This is a genomic window from Tritonibacter aquimaris, from assembly GCF_009617595.1.
Lineage (GTDB): Bacteria > Pseudomonadota > Alphaproteobacteria > Rhodobacterales > Rhodobacteraceae > Epibacterium > Epibacterium aquimaris.
Genome location: NZ_WIXK01000006.1, coordinates 129,790 through 154,434, shown reverse-complemented (window position 1 = coordinate 154,434; position 24,645 = coordinate 129,790). Strand labels below are relative to the sequence as shown.

The 24,645-nt window shown below is 56.0% G+C and carries 26 protein-coding genes; 15 read left to right on the top strand and 11 right to left on the bottom strand.

Annotated features, from left to right (window positions below; translation table 11 throughout):
• Positions 1–129: 129 nt before the first annotated feature.
• From cyoA to GG681_RS13195, 6 genes are all read left to right on the top strand, one after another.
• The gene (cyoA, locus tag GG681_RS13220; RefSeq protein ID WP_153548493.1) at positions 130–1,191 is read left to right on the top strand and encodes a ubiquinol oxidase subunit II; all 1,062 of its coding nucleotides are present in this window, start codon (positions 130–132) and stop codon (positions 1,189–1,191) included.
• Positions 1,192–1,215: 24 nt separating this feature from the next.
• A complete protein-coding gene (gene cyoB / locus GG681_RS13215) occupies positions 1,216–3,246 on the top strand; it encodes a cytochrome o ubiquinol oxidase subunit I (protein WP_153548492.1) in 2,031 nt (676 codons plus the stop codon).
• Positions 3,246–3,893 (top strand): cytochrome o ubiquinol oxidase subunit III, encoded by a 648-nt coding sequence (gene cyoC, locus GG681_RS13210; RefSeq protein ID WP_153548491.1) that lies wholly within the window; start codon positions 3,246–3,248, stop codon positions 3,891–3,893. Before cyoB ends, cyoC begins: the two co-directional genes overlap by 1 nt.
• Positions 3,890–4,246 (top strand): cytochrome o ubiquinol oxidase subunit IV, encoded by a 357-nt coding sequence (cyoD, locus tag GG681_RS13205; protein ID WP_328593383.1) that lies wholly within the window; start codon positions 3,890–3,892, stop codon positions 4,244–4,246. The genes cyoC and cyoD overlap by 4 nt, the downstream gene beginning before the upstream one ends.
• A complete protein-coding gene (locus GG681_RS13200) occupies positions 4,243–4,953 on the top strand; it encodes an SURF1 family protein (RefSeq protein ID WP_153548490.1) in 711 nt (236 codons plus the stop codon). Before cyoD ends, GG681_RS13200 begins: the two co-directional genes overlap by 4 nt.
• Before the next feature lie 166 nt (positions 4,954–5,119).
• Positions 5,120–5,809 (top strand): MOSC domain-containing protein, encoded by a 690-nt coding sequence (locus GG681_RS13195; RefSeq protein ID WP_153548489.1) that lies wholly within the window; start codon positions 5,120–5,122, stop codon positions 5,807–5,809.
• A gap of 45 nt (positions 5,810–5,854) precedes the next feature.
• Here GG681_RS13195 and purU read toward each other — a convergent pair whose 3' ends face one another.
• The gene (purU, locus tag GG681_RS13190) at positions 5,855–6,739 is read right to left on the bottom strand and encodes a formyltetrahydrofolate deformylase (RefSeq protein WP_153548488.1); all 885 of its coding nucleotides are present in this window, start codon (positions 6,737–6,739) and stop codon (positions 5,855–5,857) included.
• Between the two features lie 397 nt (positions 6,740–7,136).
• Between purU and GG681_RS13185 the strand changes: the two genes are divergently transcribed.
• Both GG681_RS13185 and GG681_RS13180 read left to right on the top strand, forming a co-directional pair.
• Positions 7,137–8,537, top strand: coding sequence for an aminotransferase family protein (locus tag GG681_RS13185; RefSeq protein WP_328593384.1), 1,401 nt, complete (start codon positions 7,137–7,139; stop codon positions 8,535–8,537).
• 97 nt (positions 8,538–8,634) lie between these two features.
• A complete protein-coding gene (locus tag GG681_RS13180) occupies positions 8,635–9,216 on the top strand; it encodes a GNAT family N-acetyltransferase (RefSeq protein ID WP_153548486.1) in 582 nt (193 codons plus the stop codon).
• 43 nt (positions 9,217–9,259) lie between these two features.
• On the opposite strand, the gene GG681_RS13175 is transcribed toward GG681_RS13180, so the two are convergent.
• Together GG681_RS13175 and GG681_RS13170 are read right to left on the bottom strand one after the other, a co-directional pair.
• Positions 9,260–10,291 (bottom strand): permease, encoded by a 1,032-nt coding sequence (locus tag GG681_RS13175; protein WP_153548485.1) that lies wholly within the window; start codon positions 10,289–10,291, stop codon positions 9,260–9,262.
• 1 nt (position 10,292) lies between these two features.
• The gene (locus GG681_RS13170; RefSeq protein WP_153548484.1) at positions 10,293–10,604 is read right to left on the bottom strand and encodes an ArsR/SmtB family transcription factor; all 312 of its coding nucleotides are present in this window, start codon (positions 10,602–10,604) and stop codon (positions 10,293–10,295) included.
• A gap of 114 nt (positions 10,605–10,718) precedes the next feature.
• Here GG681_RS13170 and pdxR point away from each other — a divergent pair, with 114 nt between their 5' ends.
• The 3 genes from pdxR to sigJ all read left to right on the top strand — a co-directional run bounded on the left by pdxR (position 10,719) and on the right by sigJ (position 13,608).
• Positions 10,719–12,188, top strand: a complete 1,470-nt coding sequence (gene pdxR, locus GG681_RS13165) for a MocR-like pyridoxine biosynthesis transcription factor PdxR (RefSeq protein ID WP_153548483.1) — start codon at positions 10,719–10,721, stop codon at positions 12,186–12,188.
• 86 nt (positions 12,189–12,274) lie between these two features.
• Positions 12,275–12,730 carry a carboxymuconolactone decarboxylase family protein gene (locus tag GG681_RS13160; RefSeq protein WP_153548482.1) on the top strand — a complete coding sequence of 152 codons (456 nt, stop codon included), beginning with the start codon at positions 12,275–12,277 and terminating at the stop codon, positions 12,728–12,730.
• A 2-nt stretch (positions 12,731–12,732) separates the two neighbouring features.
• On the top strand, positions 12,733–13,608 hold the full coding sequence (gene sigJ, locus GG681_RS13155; RefSeq protein ID WP_153548481.1) for an RNA polymerase sigma factor SigJ: 876 nt from the start codon (positions 12,733–12,735) through the stop codon (positions 13,606–13,608).
• A 54-nt stretch (positions 13,609–13,662) separates the two neighbouring features.
• Here the strand turns inward: sigJ and dapA are convergent, their stop codons facing one another.
• The gene (gene dapA, locus GG681_RS13150) at positions 13,663–14,535 is read right to left on the bottom strand and encodes a 4-hydroxy-tetrahydrodipicolinate synthase (protein WP_153548480.1); all 873 of its coding nucleotides are present in this window, start codon (positions 14,533–14,535) and stop codon (positions 13,663–13,665) included.
• A 175-nt stretch (positions 14,536–14,710) separates the two neighbouring features.
• Between dapA and GG681_RS13145 the strand changes: the two genes are divergently transcribed.
• Positions 14,711–16,669 carry a lytic transglycosylase domain-containing protein gene (locus GG681_RS13145; protein WP_408057671.1) on the top strand — a complete coding sequence of 653 codons (1,959 nt, stop codon included), beginning with the start codon at positions 14,711–14,713 and terminating at the stop codon, positions 16,667–16,669.
• Here GG681_RS13145 and GG681_RS13140 read toward each other — a convergent pair.
• Positions 16,643–17,506 (bottom strand): DMT family transporter, encoded by an 864-nt coding sequence (locus GG681_RS13140; RefSeq protein WP_153548478.1) that lies wholly within the window; start codon positions 17,504–17,506, stop codon positions 16,643–16,645. The genes GG681_RS13145 and GG681_RS13140 overlap by 27 nt on opposite strands.
• Positions 17,503–18,177, bottom strand: a complete 675-nt coding sequence (mnmD, locus tag GG681_RS13135) for a tRNA (5-methylaminomethyl-2-thiouridine)(34)-methyltransferase MnmD (protein WP_153548477.1) — start codon at positions 18,175–18,177, stop codon at positions 17,503–17,505. Before mnmD ends, GG681_RS13140 begins: the two co-directional genes overlap by 4 nt.
• A gap of 60 nt (positions 18,178–18,237) precedes the next feature.
• Here mnmD and GG681_RS13130 point away from each other — a divergent pair, with 60 nt between their 5' ends.
• The gene (locus GG681_RS13130) at positions 18,238–19,278 is read left to right on the top strand and encodes an NAD(P)/FAD-dependent oxidoreductase (protein ID WP_153548476.1); all 1,041 of its coding nucleotides are present in this window, start codon (positions 18,238–18,240) and stop codon (positions 19,276–19,278) included.
• Between the two features lie 81 nt (positions 19,279–19,359).
• On the opposite strand, the gene GG681_RS13125 is transcribed toward GG681_RS13130, so the two are convergent.
• From GG681_RS13125 to GG681_RS13115, 3 genes are all read right to left on the bottom strand, one after another.
• A complete protein-coding gene (locus GG681_RS13125; RefSeq protein ID WP_153548475.1) occupies positions 19,360–19,905 on the bottom strand; it encodes an NADPH-dependent FMN reductase in 546 nt (181 codons plus the stop codon).
• Positions 19,906–20,070: 165 nt separating this feature from the next.
• Positions 20,071–20,736 carry an OmpA family protein gene (locus tag GG681_RS13120; protein WP_153548474.1) on the bottom strand — a complete coding sequence of 222 codons (666 nt, stop codon included), beginning with the start codon at positions 20,734–20,736 and terminating at the stop codon, positions 20,071–20,073.
• Between the two features lie 134 nt (positions 20,737–20,870).
• Positions 20,871–21,752 carry a methylated-DNA--[protein]-cysteine S-methyltransferase gene (locus tag GG681_RS13115; protein WP_153548473.1) on the bottom strand — a complete coding sequence of 294 codons (882 nt, stop codon included), beginning with the start codon at positions 21,750–21,752 and terminating at the stop codon, positions 20,871–20,873.
• 151 nt (positions 21,753–21,903) lie between these two features.
• On the opposite strand from GG681_RS13115, the gene nth reads away from it, so the two are divergent.
• The gene (nth, locus tag GG681_RS13110) at positions 21,904–22,548 is read left to right on the top strand and encodes an endonuclease III (RefSeq protein ID WP_153548472.1); all 645 of its coding nucleotides are present in this window, start codon (positions 21,904–21,906) and stop codon (positions 22,546–22,548) included.
• Entirely contained in the window at positions 22,545–23,534 is a 990-nt protein-coding gene (locus GG681_RS13105; RefSeq protein WP_153548471.1) for an adenosine kinase, read from the top strand. The genes nth and GG681_RS13105 overlap by 4 nt, the downstream gene beginning before the upstream one ends.
• A gap of 26 nt (positions 23,535–23,560) precedes the next feature.
• Here the strand turns inward: GG681_RS13105 and GG681_RS13100 are convergent, their stop codons facing one another.
• Positions 23,561–24,097, bottom strand: a complete 537-nt coding sequence (locus GG681_RS13100; RefSeq protein ID WP_153548470.1) for a hypothetical protein — start codon at positions 24,095–24,097, stop codon at positions 23,561–23,563.
• Entirely contained in the window at positions 24,094–24,579 is a 486-nt protein-coding gene (locus GG681_RS13095) for an RNA pyrophosphohydrolase (RefSeq protein WP_153548469.1), read from the bottom strand. Before GG681_RS13095 ends, GG681_RS13100 begins: the two co-directional genes overlap by 4 nt.
• Positions 24,580–24,645: the final 66 nt, after the last annotated feature.

Genomic DNA, 24,645 nt, shown 5'->3' with positions numbered 1-24,645 from the left:
TCGCAGAGTCATCATTTGTCGCATTGCAAACAGTATGAACTTCGATCAAAAGAGCGCCGCTGTCCGCCCGAGACTGACGGACAAGCCTCCTCCTAGTCAAAAAAAGTCTCACATTGTGAGAAAGATCCAATGAAACGCGCACTTATTGCATCGACACTCTTGTCGACACTCCTCCTCTCTGGGTGCAATCTGGTTGTTATGAATCCTTCGGGTGATGTTGCTGTCCAACAGGCGAACCTGATTGTTTATTCCACAATCCTCATGTTGATCGTCATTGTACCAGTGATAGCTCTGACGGTGTTCTTTGCTTATCGCTATCGCGCCTCCAACAAAGAGGCGACCTATGAGCCCGATTGGCACCACTCCACCACCCTTGAAATTATTATTTGGTCGGTTCCGCTGGCCATTATCATCTGTCTTGCCGGTCTGACCTACGTCGCGACCCACAGACTGGACCCCTATAAGCCACTTGATCGCATCTCGGCCGACCAGCCGATCGACGAATCCGTTGAGCCGATGGTAATCCAAGTTGCTGCCATGGACTGGAAATGGCTGTTTATCTATCCAGAACTGGGCATCGCTTCTGTCAATGAAGTTGCTGCCATCGTGGACCGCCCGATTGAATTTCAGCTGACCTCCACCACAGTGATGAATTCGTTCTACGTGCCTGCGCTTGCTGGCCAGATCTATGCCATGTCCGGCATGCAAACTGAGCTGAACGCCGTCATCAACGAACCTGGCATCTACAAAGGCTTCTCTGCGAACTATTCGGGTGAGGGCTTCTCGCAGATGCGATTCAAGTTCCACGGCCTTAACGAAGCTGACTTTGACTCTTGGGTCGAAAAAGTCCGCGGCGATAGCAAGGTTCTGGACACTGCAACTTTGGAAGCACTGAACCAAAAGAGCATCTCGCATCCGGTCACCTATTACGGCAGCCTGGACAATTCCCTTTGGGAGCGCATCGTCAACACCTGCGTCAACGGCGAAGATCTGTGCCGTCATGACATGATGATGGTGGACGCTCTGGGTGGCGGCGGCCTTGAAGGTCTGTGGAACCGTGAAATGTTCCGCGGCATCTGCTCGGTCGACGATCCTGGCGCACTAATGGCTCTGATCCGCCCTGAACTGCGTATCAACAAGGATGATCTGGTCACAGCAATGACGCTGACCGCTCCTGTTCACGCAAACTGAAACGAATAACAGTTAGAGACCCTTATGGCTTCTTCGGCTCATCACGGCACCAGTGCCTCGGCACTCGATGTGCACCCCTTTTGGGGAAAGCTGTCCTGGGACGCGTTCCCATTTCACGAACCTATTGTTCTGGTCACCTTCATTGGCGTTATTCTTGGGGGAGCCGCGCTGGTAGGCGCGCTCACCTACTTCCGCCTTTGGGGTTATCTCTGGAAGAATTGGCTCACCTCCATTGACCACAAAAAGATCGGGATCATGTACATGATCCTTGGTCTTATTATGCTTTTGCGCGGCTTTGCCGACGCTCTTCTTATGCGAGGCCACCAAGCCATCGCAGCCTCCGGTGGTGAGGGCTATCTAAACGCCCACCACTATGATCAGATCTTTACCGCCCACGGTGTGATCATGATCTTCTTTGTGGCGATGCCATTTGTAACAGGCTTCATGAACTTCGTGATGCCGCTGCAGATCGGCGCGCGCGACGTGGCCTTCCCCTTCCTGAACAACTTCAGCCTCTGGCTGACCGTATCCGGCGCAATCCTGATCATGGTCTCGCTGTTTGTAGGTGAATTCTCTACCGCAGGCTGGCTGGCCTATGCTCCGTTCTCGGGACTGGAATACAGCCCATCCGTAGGTATGGACTATTACCTCTGGTCGTTGAACATTGCAGGTATCGGCACAACGCTCTCAGGCATCAACCTGGTTGTGACCATTGTCAAGATGCGCGCACCGGGCATGGACTACATGAAGATGCCGGTCTTCGTCTGGACGACACTCTGTACCAACATTCTGATTGTTGTGACCTTCCCGGTTCTGACTGCAACTCTGGGTCTGTTGACCGCTGACCGCTATCTGGGCACCCACTTCTTCACCAATGATCTGGGCGGTAGCCCGATGATGTATGTGAACCTGATCTGGATCTGGGGTCACCCTGAAGTGTATATTCTGGTGTTGCCGGTCTTTGGTATCTTCTCCGAGATCGTGCCGACTTTCACCGGGAAACGCCTGTTTGGCTATACCTCGATGGTTTACGCAACCTGCGTAATCATGGTTCTCAGCTACATCGTTTGGCTGCACCACTTCTTCACCATGGGGGCGGGTGCCAATGTGAACGCCTTCTTTGGTATCACCACGATGATCATCTCAATTCCAACTGGGGCCAAGATGTTCAACTGGCTGTTCACCATGTACAAAGGCCGCGTGCGCTTCGACGTGCCGATGTTGTGGGTTATGGGCTTTATGATCACCTTTGTGATCGGTGGCATGACCGGTGTTCTTCTGGCGGTTCCGCCTGCGGACTACGTGCTGCACAACTCGCTGTTCCTGATTGCGCACTTCCACAATGTGATCATTGGTGGTGTGGTCTTCGGCGTTTTTGCGGGTATCGTATATTGGTGGCCCAAGGCATTTGGTTTCAAACTGGAGCCGTTCTGGGGCAAAGTAAGCTTCTGGTGCTGGTTGATCGGTTTCTGGCTGGCCTTCACCCCGCTGTATATCCTCGGTTTGATGGGTATGACGCGTCGTGTCAGCCAGTTTGAAGATACCTTCTACTCCGTCTACTTCATTGTCGCCCTCTTTGGCGCCCTATTTGTAGCTGCTGGTATTGGTGCCTTTGTGATCCAAATCGTTGTATCTATCCTGCGCCGCGAGGAGCTTGCAGATACCACAGGTGATCCTTGGGGCGGTCGTACGCTGGAGTGGTCTACATCTTCTCCTCCACCGTTCTACAACTTTGCCTTCACACCGCGCGTGCATGAAATCGATACGTTCACCCATATGAAACGCGTTGGCTACACACGCCCGACATCCGGTTTTGTTCCTGTGCATATGCCGCATTACACAGCAACCGGTGTGGTTATTGCGGGCCTGCTGACCGTGCTTGGTTTCGCAATGATCTGGCACATCTGGTGGCTGGCAGCTGCAACCTTGGCGATGTCTGTGATCTATGGCATCGGGCACACCTTCAACTACAACCGCGACTACTATGTCTCGGCCGCTGAAGTTGAGGAAATCGAAAACCAGCATACTCAGCAGCTGGCAAAGGCAGCGGAATAATGACTGACACAAGCGTTAAAGACCCCGTTGAGTTCTACGTCATGGAAGATCCCCATCATCACGATGGGGACGACCATGAGGAACACCACCACGAAACCGGCACTATGCTTGGTTTCTGGATTTACCTGATGAGCGACTGCCTGATCTTTGGCATTCTCTTTGCAACCTACGCCGTATTGGGTGGAAACTACGCAGCTGGTCCTTCGCCATCTGATCTGTTCGAAATCGACAAGATCCTGATCGCAACCTTCATGCTGCTGTTTTCGTCCATCACCTACGGTTTTGCCGTGTTGCGTATGGAAAAGAACGACCTAAACGGCACCTTGCTGTGGCTGGTCATCACTGGCCTGTTCGGCGCGGTATTCCTGTATATGGAATATGAAGAATTTGCCCACCTGTGGCATCTGGGGGCAACCCCGATGGCAAGTGCATTCCTGTCATCTTTCTTCTTCCTGGTCGGCACCCACGGTCTGCACGTTCTTTGTGGCAGCATCTGGCTGGTGGTCCTGCTGATCCAGCTGAAACAACGTGGCCTGACCCATGAAAACAAACGCCGTGTAATGTGCCTGAGCATGTTCTGGCACTTCCTCGATCTGATCTGGATCGCGGTGTTCTCGCTGGTTTATCTGACAGGAGTAGTACTGTGAGCGCGCATCAAGAAGGCGGCCACGGGTCGTTTAAAACCTACGTCATCGGCTTTGTTCTATCCGTCGTTTTGACCATCATCCCCTTTTGGCTGGTGATGGGTGAACCGATTGAATCAAAAGCTTGGATCGTTGCCATCATCTTTATCTTTGGTGGTATTCAGATGATTGTTCACATCCATTACTTCCTGCATGTGAACATCAAAGCTGAAGAAGGTTGGCAGGCGATGTCCGCTGGTCTTACCATCTTGTTGCTGATGATTGTCCTGAGTGGCTCAATCTGGGTTATGTTCAACCTTCAAGAGAACATGATGCCAGCACATGAACAGATCGAACGGGTTCGCAACCTGCCATGACGCAAGACAGTCGCGATCGTCGCCCCGGTTGGGGCACTGCCCTGCTTGCAGTCATCTCTGTGGTGATGGTCGTGACTTTCGTTCTTCTGGGCAATTGGCAAGTACGCCGCCTGTTCTGGAAGCTCGATCTGATTGAAACTGTTGAAGCGCGCGCCTTTGGTGAGGCCCAGCCTCTGCCAGCGCGCTTTGACCCCGAACACCACTCGTATCTGCGGGTTGGGTTCACCGGGTCCCCGCTGGACCACCATATCATTGTAAAAGCGGTCACCGAACTTGGCCCGGGCTATTGGGTCATGCAGCCCTATCAGAGCGATGTCGGCCTGATCTGGGTCAACCGCGGCTTTGTACCAAATGACAAGAAAACACCCGAGGCCTGGGGTGATGCGCCGCAACACATCACCGGATTGCTGCGCGCAACAGAGCCCGAAGGCACCTTGCTGGAACGCAATGAACCAGACATCAACCGCTGGGTTTCACGCGACACGCGCCAAATGGCTGAAACACTCGGTCTTGGCGAAACAACGGCCTATTTTGTTGATGCAGACCATCTGGCCGAGGCTGGGCAATCGCCGCGTGGCGGGCTGACCATTATCAAATTCACCAACAACCACCTGTCATATGCGCTGACATGGTATGCAATGGCTGCGCTGTTTCTTGCTGCGCTGATCTGGGTTGCGCTGCGCTATCGCAAGCTACTGGATGATTAATCCACACCTGTGACAATCGCTCCGCTTTGGTTGTGCCTGCAGAATTGATACCCTCTGGTCGAATGCGTTTATTCAACCTCATGCTGATCGCCGCTTCATCGTGCTTTCTGGCGCGGTTCAGGCCCCAGATCCAAACACGCGTTTTGCACATGTAGGGAGGGACCCCATGTTACCATCCACCACAATCGACACTATCTATATCGGCAGTGTTCAGGCGCTTTGGCCCGGAAAGCCCGAATCTGCAATTGCAAAACAAGCTACATCCGCCCGCCTCACCCTATCGCACACCGGGTTTGTACGAGACCGTCAGGCGGATCTAAAAGTTCACGGCGGTGCCGACAAAGCGTTGCACCACTACCCGGCAGAACACTATAAAAACTGGCAAGAAGAGCTGGGCCGCCCCGATCTTGTGCCCGGTTCTTTTGGGGAAAACCTCTCAACCAAAGGGCTGGTAGAAAGCACCGTTTTTATCGGGGATATTTTCCGCCTTGGCGAGACGCTGGTACAGATCAGCCAAGGACGTCAGCCATGTTGGAAACTTAATGCACACACGGGCGAAGGCCGCATGGCCTATCATTTCCAACAAACAGGCCGCACCGGCTGGTATTACCGCGTCCTTGAAACCGGTGAAGTGCAGGTTGGTGACGAAATGCATCTGGTAGAACGCCCCTGCCCCGATTGGAGCGTCGCCAAGGTGACAAGCGCACGTCTTACACGCAAAGTCAGCACAGAAGACGCCACCGCGCTGGCGGGTCTCGAACAACTGGCCGAGGGTTGGCGCAAAGCCTTTGCAAAAATGGCTGGGGGGAAGTTGGACGAAGATACTTCTGCCCGGTTGGAAGGCAGCGCATCTTAGCGTCAATAAAAAGCGCTCCCCCCAGCTGGGAGGAGCGCAGATCGTTTAGCCCATACGCTCTGAGGCGAAGCTGCCGGGGCTTGCGGGGAAGACCACGGATTTATTGCCATTGAGGAACGCGCGGTGGTTCGCATGCGCGTGGATTGCGCGTGCCAGAACCTGGCTTTCCACATCGCGGCCCAGCGATACATAATCGGCTGATGACTGTGCGTGGGTGATGCGAACGATGTCTTGCTCAATAATTGGCCCTTCATCGAGATCCGCAGTCACATAGTGCGAGGTAGCACCGATCAGCTTCACGCCCTTCTGGAACGCCTGCTTATAGGGGTTTGCACCCTTAAACGACGGCAGGAAGGAGTGGTGAATGTTGATGATACGACCAGACATCTTGGTGCACATCTCATCCGAGAGAACCTGCATGTAACGTGCAAGAACCACCAGCTCTGCGCCGGTTTCTTCGATCACACGCATCTGCGCGGCTTCGGCTTCGGGCTTATTCTCTTTGGTGACCTTAATGTAGTGGAACGGGATATCTGCGTTCACCACGACTTTCTGATAGTCCATGTGGTTGGAGATCACACCAACGATCTCAACAGGCAGCGCACCAATGCGAGAGCGATAAAGCAGATCGTTCAAACAGTGACCAAAGCGGCTGACCATGATCAGCACTTTCATTTTTGAACCCTGCTCGTGGAAGCCAAATTTCATGTCAAATGGCTCTGCAACCGGTGCAAAGTCTTCGTTGAACTGTTCCAGGCTTTCGCTTTCCGGGGCTTCAAACGCCAGTCGCGCAAAGAAGCTACCGGTTTCCGCATCATCAAACTGTGCGGCATCGGTGATATTGCAACCATGTTCCATCAGGAAAGTGGAAACCGCAGCCACCAGGCCACGTTGCGACTTACATTGAACGGTTAGCACAAACTTGGACATTGTCTCATCTTTCCATTGGCCGACAGGGGGGAACCTTGTGCGGACGCAAAGGGCCTTATCCTGACGAATGCTCATCTAATCTGTGTTTTGATACCACGCGCGCGATGGATGTCTCGTATCGATAGCGTCAATTTGAGGCGTACAAACGTCACCCAGCCCCAGTTGGCGACCACTGATAGCAACAACTGTTGCCGAAGCAGGCCAAAGTTTCCTGGTCTGGAAATGATCACTTGATCCTGCCCGCCCCGAACAGAATCGCATCAAAGCCCCGGAGCGGTTGGACGGGGTTGGGCACCTTGGACATATAAGCGCCCTCAATCTGGCTATATCCAGATCCCCCCGCTTCGCGCAGGGATAGAGATAACAGACCCATTTCACAGGCCCGAGAGGTGACATGATGCAGGATATGTCGACACGCAACGATCTCAACCATGTGGTAGAGGCAGATAAAGCCCATATTTGGCACCACTTGCTGCAGCATAAGCCGCTTGAAACATCTGATCCCCGTATCATTGTCGAAGGCAAGGGCATGCGCGTGTGGGACCAGAACGGCAAAGAATTTCTCGACGCGGTGTCGGGCGGTGTCTGGACAGTGAACGTGGGCTATGGCCGCGAAAGCATTGCCAAAGCGGTCTACGATCAGATGATGAAGATCTGCTATTTTGCCAATTCAGCGGGCTCGGTGCCCGGTGCGCTTTATGCCGAAAAACTGATCAGCAAAATGCCGGGGATGAGCCGGGTTTATTACACAAACTCTGGCTCGGAGGCGAATGAGAAAGTCTTCAAGATGGTGCGCCAGATCGCCCATAAAAAATACGGCGGCAAGAAGACCAAGATCCTTTATCGCGATCGGGATTACCACGGCTCAACGCTTGCTGCACTGTCAGCAGGTGGTCAGGATGAGCGCAACGTCCAATATGGCCCCTTTGCCCCGGATTTCGTGCGCGTGCCCCATTGCATGGAATACCGCAAGCATGAGCTGGGTCTTGACCATCTTTCTGGTGCAGAATTTGGTCGCGCCGCGGCGGACCTTATTGAAGAGGTGATCCTGCGCGAAGGCCCGGACACAGTTGGCGCGCTTTGCCTTGAGCCGGTGACAGCGGGCGGTGGCGTGATTGAGCCCCCCGCAGGATACTGGCCGCGCGTGCAGGAGATCTGCGCAAAATACGATATTTTGCTGCACATTGACGAAGTTGTCTGTGGCATCGGTCGCACCGGCACCCACTGGTTTGGCTACCAGCATTACGACATCAAACCCGATTTTGTCACAATGGCCAAAGGCGTCGCCTCGGGTTACGCCGCCATTGCCTGCACCGTGACCTCTGAGCGGGTGTTTGAAATGTTCAAAGACAACGCAGATGATCCGCTGAATTATTTCCGCGATATCTCAACCTTTGGCGGCTGCACCGCTGGGCCCACTGCGGCGCTCGAAAACATGCGTATCATCGAGGATGAGAACCTTTTGGAAAACTGCGCTGAAATGGGTGAAAAGCTCAAATCGGCTTTGCAGGGGCTCGCCGAGAAACACCCGGTGATTGGTGATGTGCGTGGCAAAGGCCTGTTCCTTGGTGCCGAGCTGGTGTCAGATCGCACCGCAAAAACACCGGTGAGTGAAAAACAGGCGCAGCAGGTTGTGGCCGAAATGGCAGCGCAGGGCGTGCTGATCGGGGTCACCAACCGCTCCGTGCCCGGCAAGAACAATACACTGTGCCTCAGCCCCGCTTTGATCATCACCGAGGAAGAGATCGACATCATTATCTCTACCTTGGATGCGGCGCTGACCAAAGTGTTTAGCTGACGTATAATTGGTCTGGTAAAACATTCAAAAAGTGGCCCTTTTATTGGGGCCGCTTTTCTTTCATCTCGTGTTCTATCATCAAAAAAGAGAACACAAGATGTGGCTTACTCCTGTTGAACTCAAACACCCAACTGTCACGCTCACCCCGCTGAGTGAAGTGCATGCCCAAGATCTGGCAGACGCTGCTGCCGATGGGGCACTGCACCGGCTTTGGTATACAACCATCCCCCACCCTGAAGATGTTGCTGCGGAAATCACCCGACGGCTGGATCTTCAGCGCCAGGGCAGCATGGTGCCCTTTGCCGTGCTTGATGGAAACGGATCTGCGGTGGGGATGACCACCTATATGAATATTGACGCCTCTAACCAGCGGGTTGAGATCGGCTCAACCTGGTATCGCAAATCGGTGCAACGGTCCGGGCTTAACACCATCTGCAAGCTTTTGCTGTTGCAACACGCCTTTGAAGACCGCGATGCAATTGCCGTTGAATTTCGAACCCATTTCATGAACCGGCAGAGCCGTTGCGCCATTGAACGACTGGGTGCCAAACTTGATGGCGTATTGCGTGCCCATATGGTGATGGCCAATGGCACCCTGCGCGACACTGCGGTCTATTCCATCACCGCAGCAGAATGGCCTGCGGTGCGGGCCAATCTCATGCATATGAGTGCGCGCTAGAAGTGGATATGCAAGGCCGGGGTCACCCCCGGCCAAAACCCGTCTAAACCATCTGAAACAGCAGCCCGGCAAGGATCGCGCCAGAAATGCCCAAGCCGAGATAAGCCGCAAACACCTGTGGTTTCACCAGTGACCATACGGCCGCCATCGCCGGGATTGAGCTCACCGCGCCCGCGACCATAAAGGCCATCGCGCTGCCCGCGCTCATCCCCTGTGTCATCAACCCCGCCAGCATCGGCGGCGCAACATAGGAATTCAGATAGGCGGGCATCCCCACAAAGGCCGCAATCACCACCGGGATAACACCATCACCACCAACAACAGAAGCAATAGTTTCAGCCGAAACATAAGTGACCAGCAGCGCTTCGAGCACATAGGCAAAAGCCAGCCATTTCACCAGAAACAGACCGTTTTGAACTGCCTCACGCTTGAAGGTCTCAATACGCGGAGCATCTTTCCAGAAGGACCAAAGGGGCTTTTCTTCTGCTTTTGGAGCACCACAGCCACAGCAGCTACTACTTTGACGTTGTTTCAACGGTGTCGCAAAAAGCCCAAATCCGCGCAGCAGCTTGATGGCAAATCCTCCCATCAGGCCAAGGCTTACCGCTGCCACGGCTTTGCCCAATGCAAAGGGCCAACCCAAGGCCGCCGCAGTGATCAACAGCGTCGGCGGGTCAATCAAGGGTGACGACAGCCAAAAGGCCATGACCGCCGACAAGGGCGCGCCAAGTGCCAGAAGACCTGCAATAAATGGGATCACCTCGCAGGAACAAAACGGAGCCAGCCCGCCAAACATGGCCGCCAGAAAAATCATCCGCGTTTCACGCCCTTCAAAGGCGCGCGCCACCATTACCTCTGCCCCGGTGGCCTTGAGATAAGCCAGCAATAGCACCGCAAAGGCCACATAGGGCAAGGTTCCCAACAGCGCATTCAGGGCAAAAAGCGCCACCTCCGGAAACTGTGCTGCATCCAGAACTGCGACAGCAAATAGAAACGCCGCACCGATCACCCAAGGGGACAGAAGCTGTTTGAAAGATGGGCGAAAGCCACCGGTATTCTGTGTCAGATCACTCATGTCATCTCTCCACGTCTTGAACTGCGTCTTGTTCCGCGCAGCACTCGCTCAGCACAAAACCTGCCAGATTTTCCAAGGTCTCAAAGCAGGCACGATTGACCGTGCTGCGGCCCTGTTTTTCCTGCGTGACCAACCCGGCCCCGGCGAGAAATTTCATGTGATGCGCCAAAGTTGACGGCGCAATACCCGTGCGTTCCTGCAGCGCCCCGATGGTCATCCCATCCGCACCCACACGAATGAGCGCGCGCAGCACCTGCAGCCGCGCTTCAGATCCCATCGCTGCAAACCCCTGTGCAGCTTGTTCCCATTCCATAACCGCAACCTTCTTTGATTCGATATAACTAGTTTTATAGTTATAAATGCCAACGTCAAGCATTTCGCATCAGTCCAGATTGCCCCCATCGTAAGGCCAGACTAATCTGCCCGCATGGAAATCGCTGTTGATACGTTCTTTTTGAAACCGGACGCGCAGGGCACCTTGCAGGCGCAGATTCAGGAGATGGTTGCAGAAGGCATCCTCTCCGGTCGGTTTCGCATTGGCGAAAAGCTGCCCTCGTCGCGCAGACTGGCGGTGCATCTGGGGGTCAGCCGGATCACGGTAACGCTTGCCCTGACGGAACTTGTGGCCAGCGATTATCTCATTTCAAAAGGACGGTCGGGTTATTTCGTTTCTGAAACCGCACCGGTGCCGCCCAGCTATGTGCCGCCCCGACCTTCTCATGACACGATGGATTGGGAGAGCGCCATTGCCCGAAAATTCACCGGAGGCGACACACCCCACCGCCCCCAGAATTGGTATGAATACCGCTACCCGTTCATTTACGGCCAGGCCGATGGCGCATTGTTTGATCACACCAATTGGCGCCAATGCGCACTGCGCGCGCTTGGCCATCGTGAATTTTCCAAGCTGGCGAATGACCAGTTCGACCAAGATGACCCGATGCTGGTAGAATATATCGCGCGCCACTCCCTACCACGGCGTGGAATTTCCGCCCGCCCCGAAGAAATCCTGATCACCGTTGGCGCGCAAAATGCACTGTGGCTTGCGGCGCAGGTGCTGCTGTCGCCTGATCGGCGCGCAGCCTTTGAAGACCCGACCTATTACGCGCTGCGCGACCAGCTGGTGAACACGGGCTGCGCGCTGAGCCCTATTTGCATCGATAAAGATGGCCTGCCGCCAGACCTGATCCCCGCCAGCAGTGATGTGATCTTTGTCACCCCCAGCCATCAAAGCCCAACAACAATCAATATGCCCAAAGAACGCCGCAAGGCGCTGCTCGAGCGTGCCCGTGACATCAACGCGGTTATTGTGGAAGACGACTACGAATTTGAAATGTCTTTCCTAAAACCCCCTGCTCCCGCGCTGAAATCGCTCGATGACAGTGGGCGCGTGGTCTATGTGGGTTCATTCTCCAAATCGCTCTTTCCTGGCCTGCGTCTGGGGTATCTGGTTGGCCCAGAACCCTTTATTCGTCAGGCACGCGCGCTCAGGGCCAATGTTTTGCGCCACCCTCCCGGCCATGTTCAGCGCACTGTCGCCTATTTTCTCTCCTTGGGGCACTATGATGCGCAGATCCGGCGCATGGCAAAAGTGCTACATGCGCGCCGTATCGCGCTGGAAGACGGTATTGCGCAAAATGGGCTCAAGATTGCTGGCGGTGGGTTATATGGCGGCTCGGCGCTGTGGATGCAGGCCCCAGACGGCACCCATATGGGTGAGGTTGCTCAGGCCCTGCGCCAAGATAGCGTGTTGATTGAACCCGGCGCGCCTTTTTTCGCGCATCATAACAGGAGGCAGGAGTTTTACCGGCTTGGCTACTCTTCGCTAGAGGCCAATCTCATCGCGCCGGGGCTTGCCCACCTCGCACGCGCGATTGAGAAATTCTCGCCGCGGTGAGAAAAATACAAAAATAATTCCCAAAGCCTGTCACAAACGCGGGGTCTGTCTCGTCTTTCTTTTGGAGCAAAAGAAAGGATCTCCCCATGAGCCAACGTTTGGATCAATTTGCCGTCGCCCCGGACCTTTTGCAGCCTATGTTGCAGCAGGAAGAGCTGTTGAAAAGCAGCGGTCTGGAATACAGCCTGATTGAACTGGTAAAACTGCGCGCCTCGCAAATGAACGGCTGCGCTTTTTGCATTCACATGCACACCCATGACGCACGCGCCCATGGCGAAAGCGAGGACCGTATGCATCTGCTCAACGCCTGGCGCGAAGCGGATGTGTACACAGCCAAGGAACGTGCCGCGCTGGCCTGGACCGAAGCCTTGACCGAGGTCGCCCACACCCGTGCACCCGATGCGGATTACGCAAAAATTGCAGAGCATTTCTCACCTCGCGAACAAGTAGCGTTGACTCTGCTGATCAGCGCCATCAACAGTTGGAACCGGATCGCCATTGGCTTCCGCATGCCGCATCCCCCAGTTGAGGAGAGCAAGTAAGCTTGCCCCAGGATATCGACGCCAGTCTGGTAGACCCATATCTAAAAGCGCGGCCGCGTCTTTTTGCGGTCGCCTATCGTATGGTGGGCAGCGCCAGCGACGCCGAAGATATCCTGCAAGACTGTTTTCTGCGCTGGCAACAGGTCCAGCGCAGGGACGTGCGCGACGCAGCCGCGTTTTTGCAACGCGTTGTGGTGCGGCTGTGTCTGGATTTTCAAAAATCCGCTCGGGTACAACGCGAAACCTATCCCGGAGAATGGCTGCCAGAGCCTATTGTTTTGGACACACCGCCACTGGCGCAGGATGTTTCTTATGCGATGCTGCGCATGTTGGAGCGGCTCACCCCGCCCGAACGCGCGGCCTATCTGCTGCACGACATCTTTGAAAATGGTTACGGTGAGCTTGCCGAAACGCTGGAGCGATCAGAGGCAAGCTGCCGCCAATTGGTCGCCCGCGCCCGCCAGCATGTGCAGCACGACCGCACCCGTACCGCAAGCAATTCAGCAGCAGAAGAAGCCATCACGCTTGCTTTTTTTAAGGCTGCCAAAACCGGTGACACCAAAACCCTATCTGAACTACTGACCCGCGAGGCGCGGCTTTATTCTGATGGCGGGGGCAAAGCCGCAGCCGCGATCAACCCCATTTCCGGCGCTGAACGTATCTGTCGCCTGTTTGAAGGGCTTGCGCGCAAATCAAACCACACGCTGCCGGATAGATGGAAACTATGTCGTCTGAATGGTTTGCCTGCAGTGCTCAGCCAAGAACCCGATGGAATTTTGCAGGCGACGCTGCTTGTGTTTCAAGACGGCGTGGTGCACCGCCTTTATGTGGTGCGCAACCCAGATAAAACCGCGCATCTTTCTGATTTAATGCAATAAAAAAACCGGCACACCAAAAGGCATACCGGTTTCAATATAGCGGTTCTGAGACGATCAGATCAGGCCAGCATGACCCATAGCCGCATCAATCGCAGCTTTGGTGCTGTCTTCCAGACCGGTCAGCGGGGAACGGACCTCTTCGGTGCAGATCCCCAGTTTGGACAGCGCATATTTTGCCCCAACGAGGCCCGGCTCAATAAAGATGGCCTCATGCAGCGGCATCAGACGATCTTGGTATTCAAGCGCGGTTTTGTAATCACCGGCCAGGGTCGCAGCCTGGAACTGCGCACACAGCTTGGGTGCAACATTTGCGGTCACTGAGATACAGCCAACGCCACCATGAGCGTTAAAGCCAAGCGCGGTGGCATCTTCACCGGACAGCTGAACAAAATCAGCACCACAGGTTGCACGTTGCTGGCTGACACGGGCCAGATCACCGGTGGCGTCTTTGACCCCAACAATACGCGGAAGCTTTGCCAGCTCCCCCATGGTTTCGGGCGTCATGTCGACAACGGAACGACCGGGGATGTTATAAATGATGATCGGCACATCAGCGCAATCATGCAGCGCGGTGAAATGGGCAACCATGCCACGCTGGGTCGGCTTGTTATAATAAGGTGTCACAACCAATGCCGCATCGGCACCAATCTTTGCAACGAACTCAACAAACCGGATCGCTTCAACTGTATTGTTAGAACCCGCACCCGCAATAACCGGCACACGGCCAGCTGCGGCTTTTACCACTTCGGCAATCACAGTTTCGTGCTCTTCATGGCTGAGCGTCGGGCTTTCGCCGGTGGTGCCTACCGGAACCAGACCGGTGGATCCTTCGCCAATCTGCCATTCAACAAGGTGTTTGAGCGTGTCCAGATCCAGTTCACCGTTGCGAAACGGGGTGACGAGGGCTGGCATAGAGCCTTTGAACATGGTGCACGCTCCCTTACTTGCGAGTCTTGAATTTTTGAGCTTCGGCGATAAATCGCTTCCAACCCAAGTGAACACTGTGGACTGCCGAGGATTTGAATTGATACCTGCAGGCCACAAACTATCGTCACAGGCTCTAGCCCCGAGTCACTGGAAAATGCAAGTGAAGACACAGCTCCTGCGCCATATCGCGTTTATTTTTGCCATTCTCATTGCGCAAATAACCCCTGAGGCCGCCTCAGCCCGGGGGCTTGCAGCAGCGATGGAGGCTGCGCGTGCCGAGAATTGGCAGGCCGCCACCGCGGCTGCGGGGCGGCGCGATGCGCTTGCGCGCGACCTTGTCGAATGGCACCGCCTGCGTGCGGGCGGTGGCAGTGCAGCTGAAGTTATTGCCTTTCTCAATCGGCGCGGCGACTGGCCCGGCCTGGCCTTGCTGCGCAAACGAAGCGAAGCACAGATCGCACGTGCCGATCGGCGCACGGTTTTGCAATTTTTCAGCGCCCATGCGCCACAAACCGGGCGTGGAGCGTTGGCCTATGGGCAGGCGCTGATCGCTTCGGGGCAGAAAACAGCGGGCGAGGCTGTGATCGTTGAGGCCTGGAAAACCATGGCAATGGCCACGGCGGATCATGACGCATTTCTCGCACAACACGGCCGCCTTCTGCGTAACCACCACGCCGCCCGCACAGACCATCTGCTCTGGGATGGGCATCTGGTCAGCTCGGCGCGGATGTTGCCGCTTTTGTCTGCTGGCAATCGCGCCCTGGCCGAAGCCCGGATTGCGCTGCAGGATCAAAAACCGGGTGTTGATACCAAGATCGAAGCGGTGCCTGCAAATCTGCGCAAAAGCCCCGGCCTTGCCTATGATCGCTTTGCCTGGCGCGATGCAAAACGCAGGCAGGCTGACGCGATTGACCTGATGCTCAGCCAGAGCACCAGTGCCAAAGGGCTGGGCCAGCCGGACAAATGGTTGCGCCGCCGCCGCGACTTTGCCCGCCAGGAAATGCGCGACGGTAATTTTGAACGCGCCTACCAGCTGGCAGCCTTCCATTTCAGCACACCAAACGATGGCTATGGCTACGCCGACAGCGAATGGATCGCAGGCTACGTCGCGCTCAGGCACCTGAAAGACCCCGAGCTTGCAGTGTATCATTTCAACCGCTTTATCACTGCAGTGGAAACACCGATTTCCATCGGGCGCGGCGGTTACTGGCTTGGCCGCGCATATAGCACCTTGGGAGACGCAGAAAAGGCCCATGCAGCCTATTCAGCGGCAGCGCATTACCAGTCATCCTTTTATGGGCTGCTCGCAGCCGAGGCGATAGGTCGCCCATTTGATACATCCCTTGCCAGCCCCGCGTCAGCAGGTGACTGGCGCAATACGGCATTTATGAACGGTTCGGTTGCCCAGGCCGGGCTTGCACTCCTGCAAGCAGGTGAGCTGACACTGGCGGAGCGTTTTTTCACCCATCTTTCCGAAGATCTCGCAGCGGAACAGCTGCCGCTTTTGGGGCAAATGACTTTGGATCTAAAGGAGCCGCATCTGGCCGTGATGATCTCCAAACGAGTGGCGCGGCGTGGGATTGAGTTGAAAAACGCCTATTTCCCGCTGCATCCACTGGTGCAAAACAGACTGCCGATGGCACAGGAAATGACCTTGGCGATTTCGCGGCGCGAGAGCGAATTTGACCCCTCGGTTGTCAGCCATGCGGGCGCGCGTGGACTGATGCAATTGATGCCAGCAACCGCCAAACTGGTTGCGGGTGAGCTGGGGATTGAAGGCGATCACCGCACCGCCCGTTTGACGCAGGACTGGAAATACAACGCCCGCCTGGGCGCGCGCTACCTGTCAGGACTTGCAGAGACCTTTGATGGCAATGTGATCTTGATGGCCGCGGGCTATAACGCGGGTCCGCATCGGCCGCTGGCGTGGATGGAACGCTATGGCGATCCGCGCAGAAAACAGGTCGATGTGATCGACTGGATTGAGCACATCCCCTTTAACGAAACCCGCAACTACGTGATGCGTGTCACCGAAAGCCTGCCTGTCTATCGCGCGCGGCTCGGCAAATCAGCCCTGCCGATGCCATTTTCAAGCGAGCTTGCAGGATCAACTCTTAACGCGTTCACGCCATAGGGTGAACAGCCCCGCCCCCACAACGATAGCTGCGCCGATCGCCACATTGGCGCGGATCTCTTCGTGAAAGACAAAAAAGCCAATGAGCGACACCCAGGGCAGCTGCAGATAGGCAAAGGGCTGCACCGCGCTGGCCTCGGCGGCCTCGTAACATTTGATCAGGCACCAATGCGCCAAAGCTCCGATCACGGCCAAGGTCGCCATCCAGCCATAGTCTGGCAGGCTCATAAGCTCCCAATTCCACAGACCAATAGGCGTGATGCAGATCGCCCCCATCACACCAAGATAGAAAAACGAAGTATCCGCCGTATCATAGCGTGAGACATAGCGCGTCAGCAGGCCGTACACCGCAAACATCAGCGCACCAATCACTGCGACCAGAACCGCAGGTTGGAATACTCCGGCACCGGGCTGCAGGATCACCAACACGCCACAAAACCCAACGGCAATTGCCGCCCACCGCCGCCAGCCGACAGATTCGCTCAGTATCGGGCCTGACAGCGCCGCGATCAGCAGTGGATAGGCGACAAACACTGCGTGCGTTTCAACAAGGCCAAGTAGGGTGAATGACACGACCAACACGCAGATCTCAGCCGCCAGCAGAAATCCGCGAAACGCCTGAATATAGACCCGCTGGCTTTGCGCGACCCGTCGAATGCCACCGGATTTACGTGCCGCAAGCGCAAACACGAACAGCACGAGGAACCAATAGCGCAGCATCACCACCAGAAACACGTTGTATTCGCTGGCAAGATGGCGCGAGATCCCATCCTGAACCGCAAAGATAACCGTTGCGAGGGTCATCAACATGATGCCTAGGCGATTGTTTTGGCTCATGGTTCGCCCCGTGCCGCGCGTGTCATATGTCGTTTGTGGCCAAAGCCCGTGCAACGTTCGACCTGCAGGCCCGCCGCTTCGAGCCCGCGGCGCACAAACCCCGCCGCAGTATAAGTTGCCACTGTTCCGCCGGGCTTGGTGTGATCTGCCACCGCCTGCATCAGCGCCTCTTCCCACAGTTCCGGGTTTTTCGCGGGTGAAAACCCATCCAGAAACCATGCATCTGCCTGCCCGCGCCACTGGGGCAGTGTTTTGCGTGCATCACCCAAAACCAGATTTAGCCTCAGCGTGTCAAACTCAACCAGCGTCGCCCCGTTCCACTGCGAAAGCAGACGTGATGACCAGGGCTCCAGCTCAGGAAACGCAGCCAAAGCGCGCGCCATTTCTTGCTGCTCCATCGGAAAGGCTTCAAAACTGGTGAAGGTCAGCGGCGTTTTATGGCCTGCCTCTTCCCAGGCGCGCCAAGCCGCCAAAAGGTTCAGCCCGGTGCCAAAGCCAAGTTCCGCAATATGAAACCCCACCTCAAAACGCGCGGGCAGATCATTGCCTGCAAGAAACACATGTTCCGTTTCCGCCAGCCCGTTGTGGAGCGAAAAGTAAGGATCATCAAACATATCGGATACCGGAACGGCATCGTCCCGCCAGCTCACGCGAGCCTTCTGGTCTGTCATTGGGTTTTCCACTAATGCAATGGGAATGGAACGGCGCGACACTGGCGAAAGGAACGCAAAATGGCAATGGCTGATGTGACCATCCGCGGCGCAGGCATCTTTGGCCTCTCGATTGCCTGGGCCTGTGTCAAACAGGGCGCAAAGGTGCAGATCATTGATCCCAACGGTCCGGGCGCGGGTTCAAGCGGCGGCTTGGTGGGGGCGCTTGCGCCGCATGTTCCAGAAAACTGGAACCCGAAAAAAGCCTTCCAGCTCGAAAGCCTGTTGATGGCCGAAGGGTTCTGGGCCGAGGTTGAAGCCACGGGCGGCATGTCAGCAGGCTACGGGCGCACGGGCCGTCTGCAGCCTTTGAAAGACGCGCGTGCCTTGGAGCTCGCCCGCGCGCGTGAAGCCTCCGCCAAAGAGCTTTGGGGCGATCATGCAACCTGGCAAGTGGTCCCCGCTGAAACATTTGGCACCTGGGCCCCGCCCAGCGCCACAGGCTTTGTGGTGCACGACACCCTCAGCGCGCGGATGTTTCCCCGTCAGGCCGCAGCCGCATTGGTGGCAGCGCTGGCAGCACATGGGGTTTTAGTGCAGCCAGAAGGAACACATAGCGGAAAAATCCTGCACGCAACCGGCTATCAGGGGCTGGTTGAGCTTTCCGCACGTCTTGGAAAACCCGTCGGCAACGGCGTAAAGGGGCAATCGCTTCTGCTCGAGTTTGACATGCGCGACAAGCCGCAGCTTTTTGCCGACAGCCTGCACATTATCCCACACGCCAATGGCACAACCGCAATCGGTTCCACCAGTGAACGGGAGTTTGACGACCCCTCCTCGACCGATGCGCAACTCGATGAAATCCACGCCCGCGCTTGTGCCGCGGTGCCTGCGCTGGAAGGGGCCAAAATACTTGAACTGTGGGCAGGTGTGCGCCCACGCGCAAAATCCCGCGCCCCGATGCTTGGCCCTGTTCCGGGGCGCGAAGGGGAATTCATCGCCAATGGTGGCTTTAAAATTGGCTTTGGCATGGCCCCCAAAGTGGCTGATGTCATGACCGAACTGCTGCTCGAGGGCAAAGACCAGATCCCATTGGGATTTCGGGTGGAAGACAGCCTCTAGGCGCGCACCGCGTCAGCGGTGCCGGGCCCAAGGCTGTTCAGACAGCCCTTTGGGCTGGCTGCAGGCGCGGGAGCCCCTGCCCTAACGGGAAGCCACTTCAGCCTTCAACATGGCCATCAGCGCGGCAAGGCTTTCGCTGTAACGGTCACTTTTCAACTGACCACCGTCTTCAAACTCTTGAAAAGACGTGGCCAGATGAACCGCGGGTCCGGCAATCACACAGGGTTGAAACGGCTGCAAAAACCCACGCAATATGTGTTGCGCCAACTCCCCGCCTGCGCGCCCAGCTGCCGCAGAAAGCACGGCAACAGGTTTATCCTGCCACGGGTTGCCCTCGGTGCGGCTGACCCAATCCAATGCGTTTTTCAGAACACCTGAGGGCGCGCGGTTGTATTCTGGTGTGGAAATCACCACCGCATCCGCGGCCTGGATCTGATCCGCCAAGGTCTGAACAGCCGCGGGAACACCATCCGCCGCTTCCAGATCGCCATCATAAAGCGGCAGGTTCAGATCCGCTTCTTGCGCCTGCTGCGCATCAAAGTGGCGTGCAGCCTCACGCAGCAGCAATCTGTTGGTGGAGCCTTTGCGCAACGCACCTGAAATCAGCAAAAGGTTATACTGTGCCATCGTTAAATCCTCATCTCGCGGTTTTGTTGACACCAATGTAGCTGGAATGAATTTGCACAAAAGCCCTCAAAATGCGCAGCCGATGTGCATCAAAGAACAAAGAGGGTAAAATACAAAAAAGCCGCGCAGACACTGCACGGCTCATTTTTTGTGAGATGAAACGCCTTAGGCTGCGTTCGGGATCACCACGATTTCGACCCGACGGTTGGCCTGTTTACCTTCGGGGGTCAGGTTGCTCGCCACTGGCTGGTTTTCACCACGGCCCTGGGTGAAGATCCGGTTAAACGGCACGCCACCTGCCTGAATGAGATCTGCAACAGAATTGGCGCGACGTTCCGAGAGGCCCTGATTGTAGCCCGCGTCGCCATCGCTGTCGGTATGACCAATCACCTGAACGGAGCTGCTTGGATAACGTACCAGACTGTCCGCAACCTTCAAAAGATCTGCACGCACCGCCGAAGACACCTGCGCGCTATCGGTTGCAAAGGTCAGATCATTGGGCAGCGAGACAATCAGGCGATCGCCCGTGTTAACGATGGATATGTCGTTTGAAAGCGTCTGACGCAGTTCTGCTGCCTGTTGGTCAAGTTCATGACCAATCGTGCCACCCACCAATGCGCCAGCCGCACCCGCAAGTGCTGCGGTTTCGAACTTGTTATCATCGGCAGCCAGAGCACCAACAGTTGCCCCCACCAGGCCGCCAATGATGGCGCCTTTTTGGGTCTGGTTCGCTTGGCCGTTTTCATCCTGAAAACGCACGGGATCGGTACAGGCCGACAGTCCAACGGCCCCCAGAAGCGCAACTGCCACGGTCAATTTCGAGCGGTTCATGTAAATGTCCTTTGCTGCTCAAACGCCCCCGATACCGGGGGTCATATCGTCATTGTTTCCTCTCTTATATCAGAACAGCAGGGCGAAGGCTCAAGGCTGGGGCGCTAAACTTCGGCAAAATCTTGCCTGCAGCGTTACAGGTTCACCGTTTCAGCGCTGTCCTCACGCACAGCTTCATAGGCCAGCATCGCGCGTTTGACAGGCATTCCCCAGTGATACCCCCCCAAGGCGCCCGATTTGCGCAAGGCACGGTGGCAGGGAATAAGCCAGCTGATCGGATTTCGCCCCACGGCAGTGCCGACCGCGCGCACGGCCTTGGGGGCTCCTGCAGCTATGGCCAGCTCGGAATACGTTGTGACATGGCCCGATGGGATCTGAAGCAGTGCTTCCCACACTTTGATCTGTAACGGTGCACCAATCAGATAGAGCTGGGTTTCACCTTTCAGTGCAAAGGCCGCCTTCACCCAGTTGCGCAATTGATCCGGGTGCTCGATGAACTCTGCCTCGGGCCAACGTGCACGCATATCATCCATCGCAGCTGCGCGCCCGGTTTCAGCAGAAAACGCCATGCCACAAAGCCCACGAGCCGTGCCCATGGCAAGTGTTGGCCCAAAGGGGCTTTCAAACCAGCCCCAAAAGATCGTGAGCCCGGATCCTTTGCGCGCATATTCTCCGGGGCTCATCGCCTCCCAGCGCAAAAACAGATCGTGGAGCCGCCCGGTGCCAGTGAGGCCAACATTTTGCGCCGTATCCAGAGTGGTGAAACGGTGCTGCAGCAACGATTTCGCGTGGCTCAGTTGCAGATATTGCTGGTAGCGTTTGGGCGACACACCCACCCAGGCCGAAAACAGCCGTTGAAAATGGGCGGAGCTCATCCCCATCCGTTCAGCCAGCGCATCAAGGGTCAAACGCCCCTCGCTTGCATCGATTTCGTCTATGGCGCGACGGATCACACCATAGTGATAGTCTTGGTCTGAAACAGGCTCGGTCATCGTATCCACCACACTACTGTTCATTGCAGCTCCCTTTTGAAACCGATCTTACCCGCCCGGCAAGCGTGAATACGACCCGGATCCTGCGGGATTTATCAAAGAGCCCCCTCAAAGAGGCTCTGCCCCCACGCTTTGCCGTTGCCAGAACGCAGCCAAAAGGCCATTAAAGATCCCGATGGCGCAGCAACTCGATTATCATACGATACGTGAAATTTTCACCCGGTTTCAGGAGGCAGATCCCGAACCTAAAGGTGAACTTGATCATGTGAATGTCTACACCTTGGTGGTGGCCGTCGCATTGTCAGCGCAGGCGACCGATGCGGGTGTGAACCGCGCCACCAAAGAGCTGTTTAAGATCGCGGATACGCCGCAAAAGATGCTGGATCTTGGCGAAGAAAAGCTGATCGAGCACATCAAAACCATTGGCCTGTATCGCAACAAGGCCAAGAACGTGATGAAGCTCTCAAAGATCCTGGTCGAAGATTACGGCGGCGAGGTTCCAAATTCACGGGCCGCGCTGCAATCACTGCCCGGTGTTGGCCGCAAAACCGCAAATGTGGTGCTGAACATGTGGTGGCGCCAGCCCGCGCAGGCGGTGGACACGCATATTTTTCGTGTTGGCAACCGATCGGGCATTGCCCCCGGCAAAAACGTGGATGCGGTGGAACGCGCAATCGAAGATCACATCCCGGCCGATTTTCAGCTTCATGCACACCATTGGTTAATTCTACATGGGCGATACCACTGCAAAGCACGTAAACCCCAGTGTCCCACCTGTATCATCCGAGATCTCTGTGAATTTGAGGAAAAGACCCTATGAAGACTTATCAGCTTGTTGGCATCGGCAACGCCGTTGTGGACGTTATCAGCCAAAGCGATGACAGCTTCCTTGAGCATATGGGCATTGAAAAAGGCATCATGCAGCTCATTGAGCGTGATCGCGGTGAGGTGCTTTATGCGGCGATGAATGAGCGTGTGCAAACGCCCGGCGGCTCTGTTGCCAATACAATTGCGGGTGCTGGCGCGCTTGGCCTTGAGGCTGCGTTTATCGGCCGCGTGCATGATGATGCGCTGGGGCATTTCTATGCCAAAGCAATGCAAGATGATGGCGTGGATTTTGTGAACTCGCCAGTTGCCGGTGGCGAACTGCCGACCTCACGCTCCATGATCTTTGTCTCTCCCGACGGGGAGCGCTCCATGAACACCTATCTGGGGATTTCCTCAGAGGTGAGCTCAGACGATGTGCCAGCCGAGGTTGCTGGTAGCGCGCAGATCATGTTCCTTGAGGGTTATCTTTTCGATAAGGACAAGGGCAAAACCGCATTTATGGAAGCCGCACAAGATTGCCGCAAAGGCGGCGGCAAGCCGGGTATTTCGCTGTCTGATCCTTTCTGTGTTGAGCGTCACCGCGCCGATTTCCTGCGTCTGATCGAAAACGAGCTGGAGTTTGTGATCGGCAACGAAGACGAGGTGAAATCCCTGTTTGAGACCGACAATCTGGATGAGGCGCTTGAAAAGCTGTCGGCGATCTGTCCGTTGGTGGTCTGCACCCGCTCTGGCGATGGTGTCAGCGTTGTCACCCAGGACGGCCGCATCAACGTGCCCGTTGAAACCGTGGTGCCAGTGGATGCGACGGGTGCGGGTGATCAATTTGCTGCGGGCTTCCTGTTTGGTCTGGCAAAAGGGCTAGATGTGGAAACCTGTGCCAAGATCGGGTGCGCCTGCGCAACAGAAGTCATCAGCCATATCGGCCCGCGCCCACAGACCGACATGCGCGCGCTGCTGACCACCGCTGGCCTGCTGTAAGATCCTAAAGCCTCCCTCGGGAGGCTTTACTTTTTGCCGCTATGTTCGCGCTCAAACAGATCTTTGAGCGCGAGACACTCTCCACCGCTATGACAGCTTAGCACTGCCCGCTCAGCTTCTTCGGTCAACGGGTGCAGATCACCTGCACAGGCATCGATCTCTACACTCAGCTGTTCCCCGACCTGTTTGGCAAAAACGATCACATCCTGATCGCTGGTGGCGCCGGGGCACCACGGCCCCAGACATCGCAGCTGCAGCCTAAGTTTCACATTGGCCGGGATGGTAAAGCCAGCTGCGCCCAGCGCCTGCCCCTGCAGGCGGGCCGCAACCACAATCGAGCCGCCTCTTTGATCGTTGCGCAGTTTTTGCAAACGGCGATCCAGTGACACCTGATCAAAACGAAGCCGCCCTTTGATCACATTATATGAGCTGTCTGAATTCGCCGCCTTAAGATAGCTATCGGTAATACCCGACGGCAGGCAGCTGAGCGCCAGAACGGGCTGCATGCCCAACATTATCACCGCAATCGCGGCCATGCCTTTGACTGCCCAGCGTCGGATCATTTCAGATGAGCCTCAAATTCAGCGATCACCCGCACGTAAACCTCACGTTTGAATGGCACGATATTGTCGACCAGCTGATCCACTGGCAGCCACTGCCAGGCGGAAAACTCGGGATGCGCGGTCTCAATCTGCACCTGTTCGTCACGACCAACAAAACGCATCAGATACCATTTTTGTTCCTGACCACGGTATTTACCGCCCCAGAACTTAGGCACTACATCATGGGGCAGGTCATAAGGGAGCCAGCCGTCACTTTCGGCGATGATCTCTACCAGGTCCTGTGTGACGCCGGTTTCCTCTTCCAGTTCGCGCAGCGCGGCGACCTTGGCATCCTCGCCGTCATCAATGCCGCCCTGTGGCATCTGCCAGGCGTCTTTGTGGCGATCCATACGCTGGCCAACAAAAACGGCACCCTCGGCGTTGATCATCATCACCCCCACGTTCGGGCGATAGGGCAGTTTGGCGATTTCTTCTGGGCTCATTATGGATCTCTTTGGGCAGATGGAATGGGGGACAACTGCACTGCGCGCACCACATCGCCCCCTGCG